At 72.3% G+C, this 19,355-nt stretch carries 16 protein-coding genes and 1 pseudogene; 11 read left to right on the plus strand and 6 right to left on the minus strand.

What is annotated here, in order from left to right; genetic code table 11:
• Nucleotides 1-84 precede the first annotated feature (84 nt).
• Complete coding sequence (gene ctaD, locus ACWDVW_RS12655; RefSeq protein WP_449947491.1) at nt 85-1,842, plus strand: aa3-type cytochrome oxidase subunit I; 1,758 nt, start codon at nt 85-87, stop codon at nt 1,840-1,842.
• Nucleotides 1,843-2,962: 1,120 nt separating this feature from the next.
• Here ctaD and ACWDVW_RS12660 read toward each other — a convergent pair.
• The 4 genes and pseudogenes from ACWDVW_RS12660 to ACWDVW_RS12675 all read right to left on the minus strand — a co-directional run.
• Nucleotides 2,963-4,171, minus strand: a pseudogene (locus ACWDVW_RS12660) (MFS transporter); the annotation flags it as partial.
• Nucleotides 4,172-4,242: 71 nt separating this feature from the next.
• The gene (locus tag ACWDVW_RS12665) at nt 4,243-4,824 is read right to left on the minus strand and encodes an isochorismatase family protein (protein WP_396740193.1); all 582 of its coding nucleotides are present in this window, start codon (nt 4,822-4,824) and stop codon (nt 4,243-4,245) included.
• A 13-nt stretch (nt 4,825-4,837) separates the two neighbouring features.
• Complete coding sequence (locus tag ACWDVW_RS12670) at nt 4,838-6,124, minus strand: nicotinate phosphoribosyltransferase (RefSeq protein ID WP_449947494.1); 1,287 nt, start codon at nt 6,122-6,124, stop codon at nt 4,838-4,840.
• A 16-nt stretch (nt 6,125-6,140) separates the two neighbouring features.
• On the minus strand, nt 6,141-8,822 hold the full coding sequence (locus ACWDVW_RS12675) for a LuxR C-terminal-related transcriptional regulator (RefSeq protein ID WP_449947497.1): 2,682 nt from the start codon (nt 8,820-8,822) through the stop codon (nt 6,141-6,143).
• Between the two features lie 200 nt (nt 8,823-9,022).
• Between ACWDVW_RS12675 and ACWDVW_RS12680 the strand changes: the two genes are divergently transcribed.
• The 10 genes from ACWDVW_RS12680 to rdgB all read left to right on the plus strand — a co-directional run bounded on the left by ACWDVW_RS12680 (nt 9,023) and on the right by rdgB (nt 16,617).
• On the plus strand, nt 9,023-10,519 hold the full coding sequence (locus ACWDVW_RS12680; protein WP_449947500.1) for a hypothetical protein: 1,497 nt from the start codon (nt 9,023-9,025) through the stop codon (nt 10,517-10,519).
• A gap of 157 nt (nt 10,520-10,676) precedes the next feature.
• Nucleotides 10,677-10,967, plus strand: a complete 291-nt coding sequence (gene clpS / locus ACWDVW_RS12685) for an ATP-dependent Clp protease adapter ClpS (protein WP_131052082.1) — start codon at nt 10,677-10,679, stop codon at nt 10,965-10,967.
• A 2-nt stretch (nt 10,968-10,969) separates the two neighbouring features.
• Nucleotides 10,970-11,473: a DUF2017 domain-containing protein gene (locus ACWDVW_RS12690; RefSeq protein WP_449947770.1), complete on the plus strand. Its 504-nt coding sequence runs from the start codon at nt 10,970-10,972 to the stop codon at nt 11,471-11,473.
• Between the two features lie 54 nt (nt 11,474-11,527).
• Nucleotides 11,528-12,016, plus strand: a complete 489-nt coding sequence (locus ACWDVW_RS12695) for a Mov34/MPN/PAD-1 family protein (RefSeq protein ID WP_093401918.1) — start codon at nt 11,528-11,530, stop codon at nt 12,014-12,016.
• Nucleotides 12,017-12,079: 63 nt separating this feature from the next.
• Nucleotides 12,080-12,484, plus strand: a complete 405-nt coding sequence (locus tag ACWDVW_RS12700; protein WP_449947504.1) for a MoaD family protein — start codon at nt 12,080-12,082, stop codon at nt 12,482-12,484.
• A 10-nt stretch (nt 12,485-12,494) separates the two neighbouring features.
• A complete protein-coding gene (locus ACWDVW_RS12705; protein ID WP_449947507.1) occupies nt 12,495-13,460 on the plus strand; it encodes a PLP-dependent cysteine synthase family protein in 966 nt (321 codons plus the stop codon).
• A 260-nt stretch (nt 13,461-13,720) separates the two neighbouring features.
• Nucleotides 13,721-14,467 carry an MBL fold metallo-hydrolase gene (locus tag ACWDVW_RS12710; RefSeq protein WP_449947509.1) on the plus strand — a complete coding sequence of 249 codons (747 nt, stop codon included), beginning with the start codon at nt 13,721-13,723 and terminating at the stop codon, nt 14,465-14,467.
• A gap of 276 nt (nt 14,468-14,743) precedes the next feature.
• Nucleotides 14,744-15,190, plus strand: coding sequence for a hypothetical protein (locus ACWDVW_RS12715; protein WP_449947512.1), 447 nt, complete (start codon nt 14,744-14,746; stop codon nt 15,188-15,190).
• Nucleotides 15,191-15,246: 56 nt separating this feature from the next.
• Nucleotides 15,247-15,972, plus strand: a complete 726-nt coding sequence (gene rph / locus ACWDVW_RS12720) for a ribonuclease PH (RefSeq protein ID WP_449947514.1) — start codon at nt 15,247-15,249, stop codon at nt 15,970-15,972.
• Between the two features lie 27 nt (nt 15,973-15,999).
• Nucleotides 16,000-16,617, plus strand: coding sequence for an RdgB/HAM1 family non-canonical purine NTP pyrophosphatase (gene rdgB / locus ACWDVW_RS12725; RefSeq protein WP_350693380.1), 618 nt, complete (start codon nt 16,000-16,002; stop codon nt 16,615-16,617).
• An 18-nt stretch (nt 16,618-16,635) separates the two neighbouring features.
• Here the strand turns inward: rdgB and hutH are convergent, their stop codons facing one another.
• Both hutH and hutI read right to left on the minus strand, forming a co-directional pair.
• The gene (gene hutH, locus ACWDVW_RS12730) at nt 16,636-18,171 is read right to left on the minus strand and encodes a histidine ammonia-lyase (RefSeq protein ID WP_449947518.1); all 1,536 of its coding nucleotides are present in this window, start codon (nt 18,169-18,171) and stop codon (nt 16,636-16,638) included.
• A complete protein-coding gene (gene hutI / locus ACWDVW_RS12735) occupies nt 18,168-19,349 on the minus strand; it encodes an imidazolonepropionase (protein WP_449947773.1) in 1,182 nt (393 codons plus the stop codon). Before hutI ends, hutH begins: the two co-directional genes overlap by 4 nt.
• Nucleotides 19,350-19,355 lie beyond the last annotated feature (6 nt).

The raw sequence follows: 19,355 nt of genomic DNA on the forward strand, positions 1-19,355 counted from the left end.
CTGCCGGGGACTATCCTCCTTGCGGATGACGGCCCGCAGAGACACGCGTGCCGAGCGGGACAACCCAGGAACCGGAGGCCACTCGTGACCACCGTCGCACCGAAGCCGGTCGTGACCCGGCCCTGGCCGGTCCGGGAGCCGGTCAAGGGGTCGGCCATCGCGCGGCTGTTGCGGTCCACGGACGCGAAGCAAATCGGGATCATGTACATGGTCACCGCGTTCGTGTTCTTCATGATCGGTGGTCTGATGGCCCTGATCATGCGGGCCGAGCTGGCCCGGCCCGGGCTGCAGTTCCTCTCGCCCGAGCAGTACAACCAGCTGTTCACGATGCACGGCACGATCATGTTGCTGTTCTTCGCGACGCCGATCGTGTTCGCCTTCGGCAACTACATCGTGCCGATCCAGATCGGTGCGCCGGACGTCTCGTTCCCGCGGCTGAACAGCTTCGCGTACTGGCTGTACCTGTTCGGTGGCACCATGGCCACCGCCGGTTTCCTGACCCCGGGTGGCGCGGCGGACTTCGGCTGGACGGCCTACACCCCGCTGAGCACCGTCGAACACGCCCCCGGCGTCGGCGCCAACATGTGGGTGGTCGGTCTGGCCATCTCCGGTCTGGGCACCATCCTCGGCGCGGTCAACCTGATCACCACGATCCTGACCCTGCGCGCGCCCGGCATGACCATGTTCCGGATGCCGATCTTCACCTGGAACATGCTGGTCACCAGCCTCCTGGTGATCCTGGTCTTCCCGCTGCTTGCCGCCGCGCTCTTCGCGCTCGCCGCCGACCGCATCCTCGGTGCCCACGTCTACAGCCCGGACACCGGCGGCCCGATGCTGTGGCAGCACCTGTTCTGGTTCTTCGGGCACCCCGAGGTGTACATCATCGCGCTGCCGTTCTTCGGCATCATCAGCGAGATCATCCCGGTCTTCTCCCGCAAGCCGATCTTCGGCTACAAGGGTCTGGTCGCCGCCACCATCGCGATCGCCGGCCTGTCGATGAGCGTCTGGGCGCACCACATGTTCGCCACCGGCCAGGTGCTGCTGCCCTTCTTCAGCTTCCTGAGCTACCTGATCGCCGTGCCGACCGGTATGAAGTTCTTCAACTGGATCGGCACCATGTGGCGCGGCCAGATCAGCTTCGAGACGCCGATGCTCTGGTCCGTCGGCTTCCTGGTCACCTTCCTCTTCGGTGGCCTGACCGGCGTGCTGCTGGCCGCCCCGCCGCTCGACTTCCACATGCACGACTCGTACTTCGTGGTGGCGCACTTCCACTACGTGCTCTTCGGCACGATCGTGTTCGCGGTCTTCGCCGGCATCTACTTCTGGTTCCCGAAGATGTTCGGCCGGATGCTGGACGAGCGGCTCGGCAAGATTCACTTCTGGCTGACCATGATCGGTTTCCACACCACGTTCCTGGTGCAGCACTGGCTCGGCAACGAGGGCATGCCCCGGCGGTACGCCGACTACCAGGCCATCGACGGCTTCACCACGCTGAACATGATCTCCACGATCGGCGCGTTCATCACCGGTATCTCCACGCTGCCGTTCATCTACAACTGCTGGAAGGCGTACAAGGCCGGTCCGGTGGTCGAGGTCGACGACCCGTGGGGCCACGGCAACTCGCTGGAGTGGGCGACCACCTCCCCGCCACCGCTGCGCAACTTCGACCGGATGCCCCGGATCCGCTCCGAGCGTCCCGCCTTCGACGCCAAGTTCCCCGAGCTGGCCGCCGGGCAGAGCCTTGCCGGCCCGCCCGAGGGTGGTTCCAAGCCGCTCACCAGCGAGTCCGACGGCGGTGCCAGCTACCAGGAGGACACCTCCAGCGACATCGATCGCCGCTGACACCACCGCACACACCACGACGGGCGCCACCCCACACCCGGGGTCGGCGCCCGTCGCCCTTTCTCCCCACGGGTCGCACGTCGTGTTGATCCCTGCCGTGGCCTGAGAGGGTGTTGATCGATGCGGGCGAGCCGGTGGCCGCGCAGATGTCTCGCGGGAGCTGACTCGGCCCCGGTGCCCGTCCGGGCAAGCCGACAGCGCCCGCAAGCTCCGCGCTGGCCTGCTAGCTCCGCGCTGGCCCGCCTTGCGTTGGCCCGCAAGCCCGCGCTGGCCCGCAAGCCCGCGCTGGCCCGCAAGCCCGCGCTGGCCCGCAAGCCCGCGCTGGCCCGCAAGCCCGCGCTGGCCCGCAAGCCCGCGCTGGCTCGCCTTGCACTCGCGCGCAAGTTCCGTGCTGGCCCGCAAGTTCCGCGCTGGCCTGCCTTGCGCTGCTCCGCGCTGGCTCGCCTTGCACTCGCCCGCAAGCTCCGCGCTCGGCGCTGGCCCGCCTTGTGCTGGCCCTCCTTTGGGCTGGCCTGCTCCGCCGGAAATGATCGGCGCTGCCGGGCCCCGCTGCTGTGAGGCAGCAACTTCATGGTTGTTGCTGTCTCAGCGCGAGACGAGGCAGCAACAACCATGAAGTTGTTGTCTCGGCTAGGGGCCCTCGGCCACGGGCCAGGGGCCGTCGGCTCGGTCAGGGCCAGTGCGAGGGGCAAGGGGTGACGGGCAAGGGCGGGGGGCGTGGGCCGCGAGGTCGGGGCGAGGGGTGGGGAGCCAGGGACGCGGCGGGTGCGGGGGTGACGCGGCGGCGGTGTCAGGAGGTGGTCGTGGAGAAGGCCGCTGCCGGTTCGTGGTCCGGGCCTGATCGGACCACGGCGATGGGCCTCGGTGCAGACCCGGCGACGGTGACCTGTGTACCGGTCACAGGCGCGACGGAGAACCCTGCTGGCGTCGTGTCGGCTGCGGCCGTGACGGCGACGGGCATGGTCGTGGCGTCGACGGGCTCGCGGAGGGGACTGGTCGTGGCGTCGGCGGGCATGGAGGCAGGTGTCGCGGGCATGGAGGCAGGCGTCGCGGGCACGAGGGGATTCGGCGTGGCGTCGGTTGCAGGCGTTGCGGGCGCGGGGAGGGGAGTCGTCGTGGTTGCGGCAGGGACCGTGGGCGGTGGGGTGTCGAGGGCGGCGCGGTCGGCGCGGCGGTGGCGTAGCTCGATCGGGAGGACCGCGAGGGCCACCAGGGTGCCGATCGCGCCGGTGACGACGAATCCCCACAGCGGGGTGGAGGCGTCGATGACCGCTCCGGCCAGTGGGGCGCCGACGGCGATGCCGACGGTGACGGCCGAGCCGTGCAGACCCATCGCCTCGCCGCGTACCCCGGCGGGGGCGAGGCGGCTCACCGCGTCGGAGGTGGCGGCGATGGTGGGCGCGCAGAGGGCTCCGGCCGGGATCAGGGCCAGGCAGAGCAGCCACCAGTGTGAGCCGCCCAGCCCGACGGGGATGGTGCACAGGCTCAGCGTGCCCAGCAACGCCACGGTGGAGAAGGAGCGGCGGGCGGCGCCGTACGCGAAGCCGCCGGCCAGCGACGCCACCGCCCAGACGGCGAGGACCACGCCGGTGAACCCGGCGTCGCCGTTCTCGCGCAGGACCGCGATGACCGCCACGTCGGTGCCACCGAGTACGAGGGTCGCCGCGGTGCTGACGGCGAAGACGGCGGTCAGTCGGGAGGTGAGCCACTGGCGTCGGGCGATCGTCGGCTGCGGACCGGCGGCTGCCTCACCGGCGCTGCGGACCGGCGGGTCGAGCAGCCACAGCGCGATACCGGCGGTGACGATTCCGGCGCCGACCAGGTAGAGCGTGAGGCGCGCGGAGATGGTGGTGACCCCGACCGTGGCGAGCGCCGGGCCGATCATGAACGACAGCTCGACGGACATCGAGTCGAGCGCGTACGCCGGGCGGCGCTTCTCCGGCGGCACCAGCGCGGCGACGGACTGCCGGATCACCGAGAAGATGGGCAGCGCGAGCAGGCCGGCCAGGAAGGCGGCCGGCAGCAGCAGTGGGTACGACAACTGTGGCGCGGTGGACCAGAAGACGGCTTCGGCGACGGTGGTGAGGACCAGGACGGGACGCAGCCCGTGGCGGTCCACCAGCCGGCCGAGCAGTGGGGCGCCGATCGCGGCACCGACGGTGATCGCGGCACCGGCCAGTCCGGCGGCGCCGTAGCCGCGCTCGAGATCCTGCACGACATAGAAGGTCAACGTGACCCCGGTCGCCGTCAGCGGGATACGGGCCAGCACCGCCACCAGCAGCAACGACCGGAGACCGGGCAGGGCGAGCGCCTCCCGGTAAGGCTTCATGTTCACGTCGGTCCGTACCTCCGCCGGACATCCTCGACGGAGGGTGGTGTTGACGCCAGCGAATTAGTGGGTCATGCGTCCCTGATCACAGGGGCACCGTGCACGGTGATCCCGGCACCGTCGAAGGCACGCAACGCGACGTCGGTGGTGTCCGGCGCGACGGCTGCGGTCAGGTCCAGCAGCACGGTGGTGGCGAAGCCCTCGCGGGCGGCGTCCAGGGCGGTCGCGCGGACGCAGTGGTCGGTGGCGATGCCGACCACGTCGACCCGGTCCACCCCGCGTCGACGCAGCCAGTCGGCCAGTCCCTCGCCGTCGGGGCCCTGCCCTTCGAAGCCGGAGTACGCGGCGGCGTACTCGCCCTTGTGGAAGACGGCCTCGATCCGGTCGGTGGCCAGCTCGGGGTGGAACTCGGAGCCCGGAGTGCCGACCACGCAGTGCCGGGGCCAGGTGCTGACGAAGTCGGGTGCGTCGGCGAAGTGGTTGCCCGGGTCGACGTGGTAGTCCTTCGTCGCCACCACGTGGTCCCAGCGGTCCGGCTCGCCGGCCAGCAGTCGGGAGATCCCGGCCGCGACACCGGCACCGCCCGCGACGGCCAGCGAACCGCCCTCGCAGAAGTCCTTCTGCACGTCGACGATGATCAGCGCGTTGCTCACCGACGCGCTCCTTTCACTCGGCGGGTACGACGGTGACCGGGATGGCCGGGTCGCCCGCGGAGAGCTTGAGGCCCTCCCACGGGATGGAGATCAGGCACTGGCGCAGGTGCTCGCGCGACTCGTCCAGCGTCGGCAGCTCCACCGGCTCGCCGTCGGCCACGTACGACCGTTGCAGCAGCCGGTCGTTGGGGCGGCGGTCCGGCACGCCCTGCGGGACGACGATCTCCTCGGTGGCGGTGCCGGTGGGCTTGTGTCGGCGGACCGCGACCTTGCGTCCGCCGATGGTGGCCTTGTGCTCGGAGCGCTTGACGACCGGGCGCCCCTCGACCTCGACCAGTTTGTAGACCAGGCCGGCGGTGGGCGCGCCGGAGCCGGTGACCACGGCGGTGCCGGCGCCGTACATGTCCACCGGCTCGGCGGCGAGCGAGGCGATGGCGTACTCGTCGAGGTCGCCGGAGACGATGATCTTCGTCTCGGTGGCACCGAGCGAGTCCAGCAGCTCGCGGGACTGCTGGGCGATCACCGCCAGATCGCCGGAGTCGATCCGGACCGCCCGCAGCTCCGGCCCGGCCACCTCGATCGCGTTCCGGATGCCCTGGCTGATGTCGTACGTGTCGACCAGCAGCGTGGTGTCCTTGCCCAGCGTGGCGACCTGCGAGGCGAAGGCGGCCCGCTCGTCGTCGTGCAGCAGGGTGAACGCGTGCGCGGCGGTGCCCGCGGTGGGGATGCCGTAGCGCTGGCCGGCGGCGAGGTTGGAGGTGAACCGGAACCCGGCCAGGTACGCGGCGCGGGCCGCGGCGACGGCGGCCTCCTCGTGCGCCCGCCGGGAGCCCATCTCGATCAGGGCCCGGCCCCGGGCGGCGGTCACCATCCGGGCTGCCGCGGCGGCCACCGCGCAGTCGTGGTTGAGCACCGACAGCACCAGCGTCTCCAGCACCACGCACTCGGCGAAGCCGCCGGAGACGGTGAGGATGGGGGAGCCGGGGAAGAAGAGGTCGCCCTCGGGGTAGCCGTCGATGTCGCCGGTGAACCGGTAGTCGGCGAGCCAGGCGGCGCCCTGCTCGTCGACCACGCCGGTGCGGCGCAGGAAGTCCAGGTCGGCCTGGTCGAAGCGGAACTCGCGGAGCATCTCCACCAGCCGGGTGGTGCCGGCGACCACGCCGTACCGGCGGCCGATCGGCAGCCGCCGACTGAACACCTCGAAGACGCAGCGGCGGTCCGCCGTGCCGTCGCGCAGGGCGGCACTGACCATGGTCAGCTCGTAGTGGTCCGTCAGCAGGGCGGGACGAAGGCTGTGCACAGCCCCAGCCTAGGGTTCAGGCGGTAGCCGTGCCGTCGTGGCCCGGGATCGTCCGCAACGCCGCCCTCAGTTCGACGCGCCCGGTCACCCCGAGCTTGGTGTAGATCCGCTGGAGGTGGTTCTCCACCGTCCGTGCGGAGAGAAAGAGCTGCTCAGCGATGGCGCGGCTGGTCTCACCGTGGGCCGCCAGCCGGGCCACCTGCCACTCCCGGTCGCTCAGTGTCGGGGTGGCCGCGCGCAGCGCCGGAGTGTGCACCATGTCACAGCAGCCGAGCATCACCGCGAGTCGCTCGCCGGCACTGGCGAGCTGCGGCGAGCGACGCTGGCGCAGCAGGTGCACCGCCTCGGCGGCGGCCTCCGCAGCCGGTAGCGCCAACCCCAGGTCCAGGAAACCGTCGGCGGCGGCGAGCAGCTGCTCGGGGGAACTCTCCGCCGCGGCGCGGGCGTGCCGGGCCAGAAGCGGAGGCAGGTTGCCGTCGACCTGCTCGGAAAGTTCCGTCAGCCGCTGGGCGACCGTGCGGCGGCTGCCGTCGGAGCAGGTCGGGCCGGTCGGCGCGGTGGCCTCGCCGAGGCGTACCAGATCGTGCAGCACCAGGGTCTCGTGTCCGGCGAAGCCGTCCACCCGCAGCCGGTCGACCAGCCCGTGCAGGTGCGCCGTCGCGCCGGCCAGGTCACCGCCGGCCGCGAACGTCGCCGCCCGGGCCTGTTCCAGCCACGGGTACAGCACCGCCATGCTCGGCGCGTGGGTGCGGTCCGCCTCGGCCATCGCCTCGGCCGCCTGCCGGGCGTCGCCGCGCAACGCGGCGGCCTGCGCGCGTTCGGCCTGGGCGAGACCGGCGTAGACCCGGCTGGTCGCCAGCACCGCGCAGGCACCGAGCGCGGCCTGCAACGCCGCGTCGCTGCGCCCACGCAGCCGGGCCGCGTACGCGCGCAGGATCGCCAGGTACCCGCTGCCCAGCCGGAAGTCGCCCGCGTCGGCCAGGTCGGCGAACTCGTCGGCGACCAGCGCGTCGATGCCGGACAGGTCGCCGGAGAGCGCCAACCGGGTGCCCCGGGCCAGCTCGACGGCGAGTTGGAGGTACGGCATGTCCGCCCGCCAACTGGCCACCTTCGCCTGCACGAGGTCGACCGCGGTGGCGCTGCGGCACAGCTGGCCCTGCACCGCCTGGAGGTGGGCGATGGCGCATCGGGCCAGCTCCCGCGCGGCGATGCTGGCGGCCGGCCGGTCCAGCACGTTCTGGGCGAGCCGCAGCGCGGTCGGCGCGTCCAGCCGGTGCAGACGCATGATCGCCTCGAAGGAGCGCACCCGGGCCTGGGCGGCGTGGTCCTTCAGGTCGCCGCCGCGCTTGGCGATCTCCTCCACCGTCGAGTGCTGACTGAGTCCCCAGTAGCTGACCATGCCACGGACCGTGAGCCACCGGCTGAGCCGTTCCTCGTCACCGGTGTCGGTGGCGACGGCGTCGAGCACGCCGAGCGCCTCGGCCGGGCGGTCGGCGAACATCAGGATGGTGGCCAGCAGCTCGGCCGCGTCGAACCCGCCGTCGGCGTCGAGCGCGGCCCGCGCCAGCCGGGTCGCCAGCGGTACGTCGTAGCGCGCGAACGCCTGACCGGCCGCGTCGACGAGCATCGCCGGATCCTGCGCGGTGCCGGAGTCCAGCCGCCACACGGCGACCCGCAGCAGGTCCTCCCGGCGTCGCTTGCCCACGCCCTCCAACAGTTCGGCGAGGTGTGCCTGCAACCGGCGGGTCCGGCTGACCGGGCACTGCCGGCGCACCACCTCGCCGTAGAGCGGGTGGGCCAGGCGTACGTCGACCCGCCGGTCGGAGGGGGCCACGGTGATCAGGCCGCGTTCCTCGGCGGTCTCCACATCGGCCTGTTCCGCCGCTCGATAGAGCAGCCGCAGACCGAGCGGCTCGCCGAACGCGACCAGCTCGACGACGGTGCGTACGCCGGGGGTGAGCTGGTTGATCCGGATGTCGATCAGCTCGGTCAGGTTGGGCGCCAGCTCCAGCCGCCCGGTCCAGGTCCAGACGCCGTACTTCGTGCTGGACTCGCCGCTGTTGGTGACGGCGTGCACCAGCTCGCGCAGCAGCAGCGGGTTGCCGGAGCTGAGTCGGCCGAGCCGCTCGGACGAGGCGTGATCGACCTGGCAGCCCAGGATCTCCCGGAGCAGTCGGGCGGTCTCCGCCGGTGGCAGCGGGCTCACCTCGGCGTGGTCGACCAGTCCGTCCGTCCACAGTGCCCGGATCGGCAGCGGGATCTGCTCGCCGTCGCGCAGGGTGCCCACCACGGAGGCGTTCTCGGAGCGGGCGACCAGGTGCACGAGCGCGGCCGACGGCGGGTCGAGCAGGTGCGCGTCGTCGACGGCGAGCACGATCCGCCGGCCCGCGGCCTGCTGCTGCAACACGTCCACGGCCCAGCGCAGGATGCCGGCCGGGGAGAGCCCCTGTGGTTGTTCGACGGGGAGCACCTGCACCAGGCCGCCGAACTGCACCGCCTGGGTGGTGGCGCTGGCCGCGATCCACCAGACCGCGTACTCCTCGACGGGAAGCGCGTCGACGCCTTCCCGGAGCAGACGGCTCTTGCCGATACCCGGGCTTCCGGCGAAGAATATGCCTCGCCGGCCCTCGGCACCGGTCACCGCCGCCTGCAGACGGTCGAGTTCCGCCGTGCGGCCCACGAACTTCCACCGACTCATTCGCGCAGCATATCGATGGAACTGTGCCCCGGCCGGTAGCCCGAGCGGATGAAGTTGAGTAGTCGCGGAGTTACCCCAGAGTACTTTCGTTTGTCCCATTCCCGACGCCCACGCCCGTACTCTTCCGAAATCCGGGTGCGTCGCCGGATGTTCACCGCGACCGGCTCTGCCGGCCGCCCAGCCTCGGAGGCTGCCGCCTGATGAAGCCGGGCCCTCTCCACGACCTCGGTACGCCCGACGATGCGACCGGGCCGCCGGGCCACCGCCCGTTCCCCGATCGGCTCGGCGTGACCGTCGATCCGCGTGAGCCCCTCGGCGTGGTCGCCGTGGGTCCGGCCGGTGCCGGCCGGGCGAACGTGTTGGCCGCCCTGCTGGACCTCGATGCCGGGATGTTCACCGTGCCGGCCGGAAGTTGGTTGGTGGTACGCCACGCGACCGAGGCGAGCCGGTCCGCCTACGTGCCCGGCTTCCGGGCGCCGTTCGGGTACCGGACGGACCTGCCGGAGGTCGGGCCGGCGCTGGCCCGACCGCCCCGCCGGGTCGAGTTGAGCCTGCCCGAGCCGCTGCTCAAGCACTACCGCCTCGTCGACACGCCGGACCTCTCGTCGCTCGGGCGGGCCGGCACCGGGGTCGTGCTCGACGCCGCCGGCCGGGCCGGCGCGCTGCTGTTCGTGATCGCCGCGGACCAGTCCTTCAGCGCCGCCGAGTTGCACCTGCTCGCCGAGGTCGTGGACAGCCCGGTCCAGGTCTTCTTCGCGGTCACGCCGGGCGCGAGCGGCTGGACGTCGCCGGAGCCGGCCGAGGCGCCCGACGGCACGGTGGTGGATCCGATCACGGTCATCGTCGAGGCGCACCGGGCCGCGTTGCTCGCCGCCGTCCCCGGGCTGGCCGGGGCCCGCTGGTTCCCGATCGTCGAGGGCGACGCGCTGGCTCTGCGGCGGGCGCTGGTCGGGTGGGCCTCCGACGAGGGACTGGAACGCTCCAGCCTCGACCCGCCGGACGTGCCCGGCCTGCACGGCCGGGTGCCGGTGCTGCCGGAGCCGGGCGAGTGGTCCGAACGACTCGACCGCCAGGTGGGGTCCGCAGCCCGGCGCATCCGCCAACATCTGGCGCTGGAACTGGCGAACCTGCACCTGCGGGTGGTGCAGGAGATCGTCTTCGGCACCGGTTGCGCCGGTCTGCCGCAGTTGCTCGACCGGGAGATGGAGGCGCTGTCCCTGCTCGCCACCGTGCAGTGCGACCACGCGGTGCGGGAACTTGTCGAGGACATCGGCGGTCGACTCTTCGGCGCGCCGCTGCCGGAAGGGGTCCGTCGCCGCATCGCCAAGGCGGTCCGGTGGGGGATGCCCGACCACGTCACCGGCCCGGAGCTGGAGCGGGTGTTGTTGGTCACCAGCACCGCGGGCGTGGCGTCGCTGACCGGGCCCGCCGCGATCGACGCGCTGGCGGCGTACCCCACCGTGCCGCGGACCGAGATCCTGCCGCCGGTCGCGGTGTCGCTGGCGGGTGGCTGCTGGCAACACTGGCGTACGCCCGCCAACGCCGACCAGAGCGCCGCGCGGGCCTGGTCCCAGCGGGCGCTGCGGGAGATCGAGCTGGAGTTGTCCCGGGAGATCTCGCGCCGGTTCGAGGTGGTCCGTCTCTCGCTCGGCATGGTGCTGTCCGATGCAGCCGAACACGGCATCCTGCTCGCCTGACCGTCACGCGGCGTACCCCGGCGGTCCGGCCACCGGGGTGCCCGCGTGCGCGCTCAGGACGACCAGCCGTGGTCATCGGGCGGCGGTCGGTGGCGATCCCACCCGGTCCGGCGTTCCGGTTCCTCGGTTCCGCCGAACCGGTGGCACGATGGGGGGCATGGCGGCTCCGCAGGTTGCACCGGCGCAGACCCCGGACACCGATGAGGTGCCGGCCTCCGATCGGCCGTGGGTGACGATCGTGTGGGACGACCCGGTCAACCTCATGACGTATGTGACCTGGGTCTTCCAGAAGCTCTTCGGCTACAGCCGGGAGAAGGCCGAGCAGTTGATGCTGGACGTGCACCACAAGGGCAAGGCGGTGGTCTCCAGCGGGGCCCGCGAGCGCATGGAGCACGACGCCTCACAACTGCACGCCTACGGGCTGTGGGCGACGGTGGACCGCTCGTGAGCATGTTCCGCCGCCGGGGTGACCGGTATGTCGCCACGTTCGCCGTCGACGAGGTACGCGTCCTGCGCAAGGTCGCCTCCGAGGTGGTCGGGCTGCTGACCGACGGGTTCGACCACTCCGACCCGGTGGTGTGCCGGCTCTTCCCCGAGGTCTATCCGGAGGACGCGGCGGGGACGGCGGAGTTCCGCCGCTACACCGAGGGTGACCTGAAGACCGCCAAGATCGATCAGGCCGGGGCGATCCTGGCCGCGCTGCCCGACGACGCCGACGGCGGCGGCGGAGAGGTGCGCCTGGACGCCGAGGCGGCCGAGGCGTGGCTGCGGGCGCTGAACGACGCCCGGTTGGCGATGGGCGTCCGGCTGGAGATCAAGGACGGCACCGATCTGGGGGCGGAACTGGACGATGCGGTCGCCGAGGACCCGTCCTCCAGCCGGGTGTTCCAGCTTTCGGTCTACGCGTATCTCGGTTATCTCCAGGAGTCCCTGCTCAACGCCTTGATCGAGTGACTGTGACCGGCGCGACCTCGCGGTCGTGGGCCGCCGGGCGCTAGTCTTGGCGGCGTGCTGAGCATCGACCGGTCGATCGTCGACGCGATCGTCGCCCACGCTCGTCGGGACCACCCCGACGAGGCCTGCGGCGTGGTCGCCGGCCCGGTCGGCAGTGACACCCCGACCCGGCACATCCCCATGGAGAACGCCGCCCGCTCGATGACGTTCTACGAGTTCGACTCGATGGAGCACCTGCGCGTGTGGCGCGAGATGGACGACCGCGACGAGGAACCGGTCGTGATCTACCACTCGCACACCGCCACCGAGGCGTACCCGTCGCGGACGGACATCTCCTTCGCCGGTGAGCCCGGCGCCCACTATCTGCTCGTCTCCACCCGCGAACCCGACACGGAGGAGATCCGTTCCTTCCGCATCGTGGACGGGGTGGTCACCGAGGAGCCGGTGCGGATCCTCGACGCCGGGGTGGATCCGCACGCCGTGCAGTCGTACATGTTCGGGCAGAGCCCGGCGACGGTCGACTACGAGTGTTCGGGTCGCTGATCCCCGTCAGCACCCGCACACCCTTTCCCGTCACCGAGCACACCCGATCGAGGAGTACGACACATGGCCATCGAGGTTCGCATCCCCACCATCCTGCGCAGCTACACCGGCGGCGCGAAGGTCGTCGAGGGCAGCGGTGACACGCTGGACGACCTGCTCAACGACCTGGACTCCCGGCACTCCGGGCTGCGGGGCCGGCTGGTCACCGAGGCCGGCGCGCTGCACCGGTTCGTCAACGTCTATGTCAACGACGAGGACGTGCGCTTCCTGGGCGCGCTGGACGCCAAGCTGAACGACGGCGACAGCGTCACCATCCTGCCCGCCGTGGCCGGTGGCGCGTTCGGCTTCGCCGCGGCTGCGGCGATCAGCCAGCACAGTGCCGCTGCTGCGGCGATCAGCCAGCACAGCGCCGTCGCCGGGCGCAACGCGTCCGCCGCCGGGCGTCGCGTGCCCGTCGCCGCGAGCTGAGGCGGCCGCGATGACGCGGTACGACAGCCTGCTGGACGCCTGTGGTGGCACGCCCCTGGTGGGGCTGCCCCGACTGTCGCCGACGGTGCCCGACGGGGCGCCGCCGGTGCGGCTGTGGGCCAAGCTCGAGGACCGCAACCCGACCGGCAGCGTCAAGGACCGGGCCGCGCTGTTCATGGTGCGGGCCGCCGAGGAGTCCGGCAAACTCCGGCCCGGCGACACGATCCTTGAGCCGACCAGCGGCAACACCGGCATCTCGCTGGCCATGGTGGCCAAGCTGCGCGGCTACCGGTTGGTCTGCGTGATGCCGGAGAACGTCTCCACCGAGCGGGTGCAGCTCCTCCGGATGTACGGCGCGGAGATCATCTTCTCGCCGGCGGCGGGCGGCTCCAACCAGGCGGTGGCCACCGCGAAGCAGATCGCCGCCGAGCACCCGGACTGGGTCATGCTGTTCCAGTACGGCAACGAGGCGAACGCCCGGGCGCACTACGAGACGACCGGCCCCGAGCTGCTGCACGACCTGCCCACGATCACCCACTTCGTGGCCGGGCTGGGCACCACCGGCACGCTGATGGGGACCGGGCGCTACCTACGCGAGAAGGTCGAGGGCATCCAGATCGTCGCGGCCGAGCCGCGCTACGGCGAGCTGGTCTACGGCCTGCGCAACATCGACGAGGGGTACGTCCCGGAGCTCTACGACGCGACCGTGCTCAACCGACGGTTCTCCGTCGGCACCCGCGACGCGGTGCTGCGTACCCGGCAGTTGGTGGAGGTGGAGGGTCTGTTCGTCGGCTTCTCCACCGGGGCGGTGCTGCACGCCGCCCTGGCCGTGGCGCACGAGGCGGTGCGGGACGGCCGCCGCGCCGACGTGGCGTTCGTGGTCAGCGACGGCGGCTGGAAGTACCTCAGCACCGGGGCGTACGGCGGCACGCTCGCCGACGCGGAGGACGCCCTGGAGGGGCAGCTCTGGGCCTGAGCCCAGCGACATCGACGAGGGTCATCGGCGTGATGCCGGTGGCCCTCGTCGCGTCGGACGGCCCGGATCGGCCGGTCCGGTAATCCGGCCTCGATCGGATGGGCGGAACGGGTGTCACGTTGGTGACAACTTCCAGCGGATCATTCTTGCGTTCAGGTGGGCGGGCGTAGGCTGCGCAGCGTGGCGTACGCGTCGGTATTGATCATCTCCGGAGCGGCGACCGGCTCGATCGCTACCTATCGTGACAGCGAGACAACTCGATGCGACTGACCGTCCTGGGCTGTGCGGGCAGCTTCCCCGGACCCGAGTCCCCCTGCTCGGCCTATCTGGTCGAGGCCGAGGACTTCCGGCTCCTGGTGGACTTCGGCCCGGGCTCGTTGTCCACCCTCCAGCGCTACGCCGGGCTGCACGCCCCGGACGCCATCCTCCTGACCCACCTGCACTGCGACCACATCCTCGACGCCGCGTCGTACGTGGTGGTCCGGCGGTACGCCCCGGACGGCCCGTACCCGCCGCTGCCGGTGTACGCCCCGGCCGGTGCGCCGGACCGGCTCGCCTCCGCGTACGGGCAGGAGGACAGCACGGTCGAGGACGTGTACCAGTTCTATGCGTTGCAACCGGGCACCTTTCCGATCGGCCCGTTCACCGTCACCGTCGACCGGGTGCTGCATCCGGTGGAGACGTACGGCGTGCGGTTGGAACACGGTGGCCGGACGCTCTGCTACTCGTCGGACACCGCCCCCTGTGAGGCGTTGCTGCGGCTGGCCCAGAACGCGGACGCCTTCCTCTGCGAGGCCAGCTACCTGGACGGCGTGGACAATCCGCCCGACCTGCACCTCACCGGCCGGGAGGCGGGCGAGGCGGCGGCCAAGGCCAACGTGGGGCGCCTGCTGCTGACCCACCTGGTGGCCGCCTGGGGCAGCGAGGCGCACACCGTGACGTCGGCGGCGGCGGCGTACAGCGGCCCGCTGGACGTGGTCCGGCCGGGCGCCAGCTACGACATCTGACCCACCGTCGGGAGCGGACAGCGGCGTTGCCGCCCAGACCCTAGGATCGCGCGGGTGAGCGACCCCTCCGCCGGCCCCGACCCGCGCCCTGCCGACCGGCCGGCATCTCCCGCGCCGGGCCGGCCACCGGCCGGGCCGTACCCTCCGACGTTCGCGCCGCATGCGTCGGGAGCTTGGCCACCCCCGCCGGCCCCCGGGCCGTACGGTCCTCCGCCGCGTCCGGGACCGTTCCCGCCGGTACCGGCACCGCGCAAGCGGTCCCGCACCGGCCTGGTGGTGGGTCTCCTGATCGGTGTCGGCGCGTTGCTGCTCCTGCTCTGCTGCTGCGGCGTGTTCACCTACAACGGCTGGTACAAGCCACGCCAACTCCAGGAGCAGCGCGAGGAGATGGTCGAGACGGCCGGCGTACCCGCCGGTTTTCACCGCGTCGGCACCTCGGCGGGCGACCGGTCGGTCGGCGCGAGGTACCGGCTCGACTGCCGACGCACCACATGCCCGGTCGACGTGGCCCAGAGCGTGCAGGCGTTCCTGAGCGACGCCGGCCTGCGCATCACCGTGGACCGGATGCGGGAGTGCCTCGCCGATCCGAACGCCCCCTCCTGCCTGGTGCACACCTGGATCCGGGACGGCTTCGAGATGACCGCAACCATCCTCAACGCGCCGGGCAACCGGTCCGTCGACGGGTACGTCGAGGTGACCCTGGCCGTCGGTGGGCACGACTGAGCCGAGTCGACGGCACCCGGGGACGCTCCGGTCGGGGCACCGCATAGGGTGCAGGCATGGCGCGACCTGACGGGCGGGAGCCCGACCGACTCCGACCGGTGACCCTGACCCGTGGCTGGAGCAGCCACCCGGAAGGCTCCGTGCTGGTGGAGTTCGGTGCGACCCGGGTGCTCTGCACGGCGAGCGTCACCGAGGGCGTGCCCCGCTGGCGTCGGGGCTCCGGGCTCGGCTGGGTCACCGCCGAGTACGCGATGCTGCCCCGGGCCACCAACACCCGTTCCGACCGGGAGAGCGTCAAGGGGCGGGTCGGTGGGCGTACCCACGAGATCTCCCGGCTGATCGGTCGGAGCCTGCGCGCCGCCATCGACCTCAAGGCCCTCGGCGAGAACTCGATCGTGCTGGACTGCGACGTCCTGCAGGCCGACGGCGGCACCCGGACCGCCGCGATCACCGGCGCGTACGTGGCGCTGCACGACGCGGTGAGCTGGCTCGCCGATCGCAAGGCGCTGGCCGGCAAGCCGGAGAAGGTGATGCACCGGTCGGTGGCGGCGGTCAGCGTCGGCGTGGTGTCCGGCGAGCCGCGCCTGGACCTGTGCTACGACGAGGACGTGGCCGCCGAGGTCGACATGAACGTGGTCTGCACCGGCACCGGGGACTTCGTCGAGGTGCAGGGCACCGGTGAGGCCGGCGTCTTCGCCCGCGAGCAACTGGACGCACTGCTCGACCTGGCCGTCGCCGGCTGTCGGGACCTGGCCGAAGCCCAGCGCGCGGCTCTCCTGTGAGGGCCGCCGCGAACGAAAGGTGACACCGTGAACAAGGTTCTGCTCGCCACCCGGAACCGCAAGAAGCTCGTCGAGCTGCAGCGGATCCTGGACGGGGCGCTCGGTGCACATCGGGTCGCCCTGGTCGGGCTCGACGACGTCGAGGCGTACCCGGAGTTGCCGGAGACCGGGCTGACCTTCGGTGAGAACGCGCTGATCAAGGCGCGGGAGGGCTGTCGGCGTACCGGCCTGCCCACCGTCGCCGACGACTCCGGGCTGGCCGTGGACGCGCTCAACGGCATGCCGGGCGTGTTCAGCGCCCGCTGGGCCGGGCGGCACGGCGAGGACCAGGCGAACCTCCAGCTCGTGCTGGACCAGATCGCCGACGTGCCGGACGAGCACCGGGGCGGTTCCTTCGTCTGCACGATCGCGTTGGTGCTGCCCGGCGGCAAGGAGCACCTCGTGGACGGCCGTCAGGCGGGCCGGGTGCTGCGTGCCCCGCGTGGCGAGGGCGGTTTCGGTTACGACCCGATCTTCCTTGGTGACGGTCAGGACCGCACCAACGCCGAGCTGACCCCGCAGGAGAAGGACGCGGTCAGCCACCGGGGCAAGGCCCTGCGCGAACTGGCCACCCTGATGGCGAAGGTGCTCCCCGCGACCTCCTGACCCACCCCGGTAGCCGCGTCAGGGGAGAGGACCGATCTCGGCCTCGATGGCGGTGCGCAGCTCGGGGCCGGACACCACGGACCGGGCCGCCTCCATCAGCGGGGCGAGGAAGACGTCCGGGCCGGGCGGGCCGACTACTGCGCCGAGGGCGGCGATCGCCGCCCGTCCGGCCGGGGACGGCGTCAGCGGGGCCCGGAGCTGGAGTCCGCGTACGGCGGCGAGCAACTCCACCGCGAGCAGGCTGGTCAGGTTGTCCAGGACGGTCCGCAGTTTCTTGGTCGCGGCCCAGCCCATCGAGACGTGGTCCTCCTGCATGCCGCTGGTGGGCAGCGAGTCCACCGAGGCGGGCGCCGCCAGCCGTCGGTTCTCCGCCACGATCCCGGCCGCCGTGTACTGGGCGATCATCAGCCCCGAGTTGACGCCCGCGTCGGGGGAGAGGAAGGCGGGCAGCTCCCGCGACCGGGTCACGTCGAGCAGGCGGTCCACCCGACGTTCGGAGATCGCGCCCACCTCGGACGCGGCGATGGCCAGGTAGTCCGCCGCGAAGCCCAGCGGGGCGCCGTGGAAGTTCCCGGTCGACTCGACCCGCCCGTCCGGCAGCACCACCGGGTTGTCCACCACGGAGACCAGTTCCCGGTCGGCGACCGTCCGGACGAAGTCCAGGGTGTCCCGGGCCGCTCCGGCGACCTGGGGTGCGCAGCGCATCGAGTAGGCGTCCTGGACCGCGTGGGCCAGGTCGTCGCGGTGCGAGTCCATCACCGCCGAGTCCTGCAACAGTCGGTGGATGTTCGCCGCCGATACGCCCTGCCCGGGATGCGGGCGGATGGCGTGCAGCTCCGGCCGGAACGGCCGTTCCGAGCCGAGCATCGCCTCGATCGCCAGGGCGGCGGTCACGTCGGCCATGGTGAACAGGTGCGCCGCGTCGCGGACGGCCAGCAGCAGCATGCCGAGCATGCCGTCGGTGCCGTTGATCAGTGCGAGGCCCTCCTTGGCGGCCAGCTCCACCGGAGCGAGACCGGCCTGCCGCAGCGCGTCGGCGGCGGGCCGCCGCTCACCGGCGGGGCCGAGCACCCACCCCTCGCCGAGCAGCACCAGCGCGCAGTGCGCCAGCGGTGCCAGGTCGCCGGAGGCACCCAGCGAGCCGTGCTCCGGCACCCATGGCGTCACGTCGTGGTTGAGCAGGTCGACCAGGGCCTCGGCGACCAGCGGCCGTACCCCGGAGTGGCCCAGCGCCAGCGAACGGACCCGCAGCAGCATCATCGCCCGCACCACCTCGCGGGGCATCGCCGCGCCCACCCCCGCCGCGTGCGAGCGGATCAGCGCGTGCTGGAGTTCGGCCCGCCGCTCGGGAGCGACGAACGTGTTGGCGAGCGCGCCGAAACCGGTGGAGACGCCGTACACCGGACGACCGGCGGCCTCGATACCGTCCACGATGGACCTGCTGGTGGCCATCGCGGCGAGGGTGGCCGGGGCGAGCACGACGGTGGCGGCACCGCGTGCCACGGCGAGCACGTCGGCGGGGGTGACCCCGGTGGGTTCGATGGTGACGGTCATCGTGGCACTCCGTTGCGCAGGACCTGGCGGATGAGGGGTACGCCCGGCCGGTAGGCCAGGTGCAGGTGGGACGGGGCGTCGAGGATCATCAGGTCGGCCCGTGCACCGGGCCGCAGCACGCCGACGTCGGTGCGGCGCAACGCCCGCGCGCCGCCCGCGGTGGCCGCCCACACCGCCTCCGCCGGGGTCATCCGCATCTCGCGGACGGCCAACGCGACACAGAACGGCATCGACGACGTGTACGACGAACCGGGGTTGCAGTCGGTGGCGAGGGCCACGGTGACACCGGCGTCGAGCAGCCGACGCGCGTCGGGATACGGCGACCGGGTGGAGAACTCGGCGCCCGGCAGCAGCGTGGCGACGGTGCCGCCCCCGGTGGCCGCCAGCGCGTCGACGTCGGCGTCGTCCAGGTGGGTGCAGTGGTCCACACTGGCCGCACCGAGTTCCACCCCGAGGCGTACCCCCGGGCCGGGGCCGAGCTGGTTGGCGTGCACCCGGACGCCGAGACCGGCCGCCTGTCCGCAGGTCAGGATCGCCCGCGCGTGGTCGGCGTCGAACGCGCCCCGCTCACAGAACACGTCGATCCACCGGGCGTACGGCGCGGCGGCGGCCAGCATCGGCCCGCAGACCAATCCCACGTACTCGTCGGGCCGGTCGGCGTACTCGGTCGGCACCACGTGCGCGCCGAGGAACGTGGTCTCCTCGGTCACCTCGGCGGCGATCCGCACCGAGCGGGCCTCGTCGGCGACGGTGAGGCCGTACCCACTCTTGATCTCGATCGTGGTGGTGCCCTGCCGCAACGCCTCGTCGTGCAGTCGGCGCACGGTGGCGCGGAGCTGCCCGTCGGTGGCCGACCGGGTGGCGCCCACGGTGGTCCGGATGCCGCCACCGGTGTACGGCTGCCCGGCCATCCGGGCGGCGAACTCCGCCGCCCGGTCCCCGGCGAAGACCAGGTGCGCGTGACTGTCCACGAACCCGGGCAGCACCGCCGCGCCGTCGGCGTCGATCCGCCGGTCCGCGGCCGGGGCGTCGGCGGACGGACCGACCCAGACCACCTCGCCCGCCTCGACCAGCAGGGCGACCCGCCGACGGATGCCCAACGGCCCGCCCTCGCCCGCACCGGGCTCGTTGGTGACCAGCTCGCCGATGTCGTCCACCAGCAGGCTGCCCGCCCGCACGTTCGG

The organism is Micromonospora sp. NPDC003241, from assembly GCF_053589795.1.

Excerpts from the sequence above, each read along its gene's own strand:
- ACWDVW_RS12675 (WP_449947497.1), bottom strand. The coding sequence starts at position 8,822 with ATGAGTCGGTGGAAGTTCGTGGGCCGCACGGCGGAACTCGACCGTCTG.
- ACWDVW_RS12680 (WP_449947500.1), top strand. The coding sequence starts at position 9,023 with ATGAAGCCGGGCCCTCTCCACGACCTCGGTACGCCCGACGATGCGACC.
- clpS (WP_131052082.1), top strand. The coding sequence starts at position 10,677 with ATGGCGGCTCCGCAGGTTGCACCGGCGCAGACCCCGGACACCGATGAG.
- ACWDVW_RS12690 (WP_449947770.1), top strand. The coding sequence starts at position 10,970 with ATGTTCCGCCGCCGGGGTGACCGGTATGTCGCCACGTTCGCCGTCGAC.
- ACWDVW_RS12700 (WP_449947504.1), top strand. The coding sequence starts at position 12,080 with ATGGCCATCGAGGTTCGCATCCCCACCATCCTGCGCAGCTACACCGGC.
- ACWDVW_RS12705 (WP_449947507.1), top strand. The coding sequence starts at position 12,495 with ATGACGCGGTACGACAGCCTGCTGGACGCCTGTGGTGGCACGCCCCTG.
- ACWDVW_RS12710 (WP_449947509.1), top strand. The coding sequence starts at position 13,721 with ATGCGACTGACCGTCCTGGGCTGTGCGGGCAGCTTCCCCGGACCCGAG.
- rph (WP_449947514.1), top strand. The coding sequence starts at position 15,247 with ATGGCGCGACCTGACGGGCGGGAGCCCGACCGACTCCGACCGGTGACC.
- hutH (WP_449947518.1), bottom strand. The coding sequence starts at position 18,171 with ATGACCGTCACCATCGAACCCACCGGGGTCACCCCCGCCGACGTGCTC.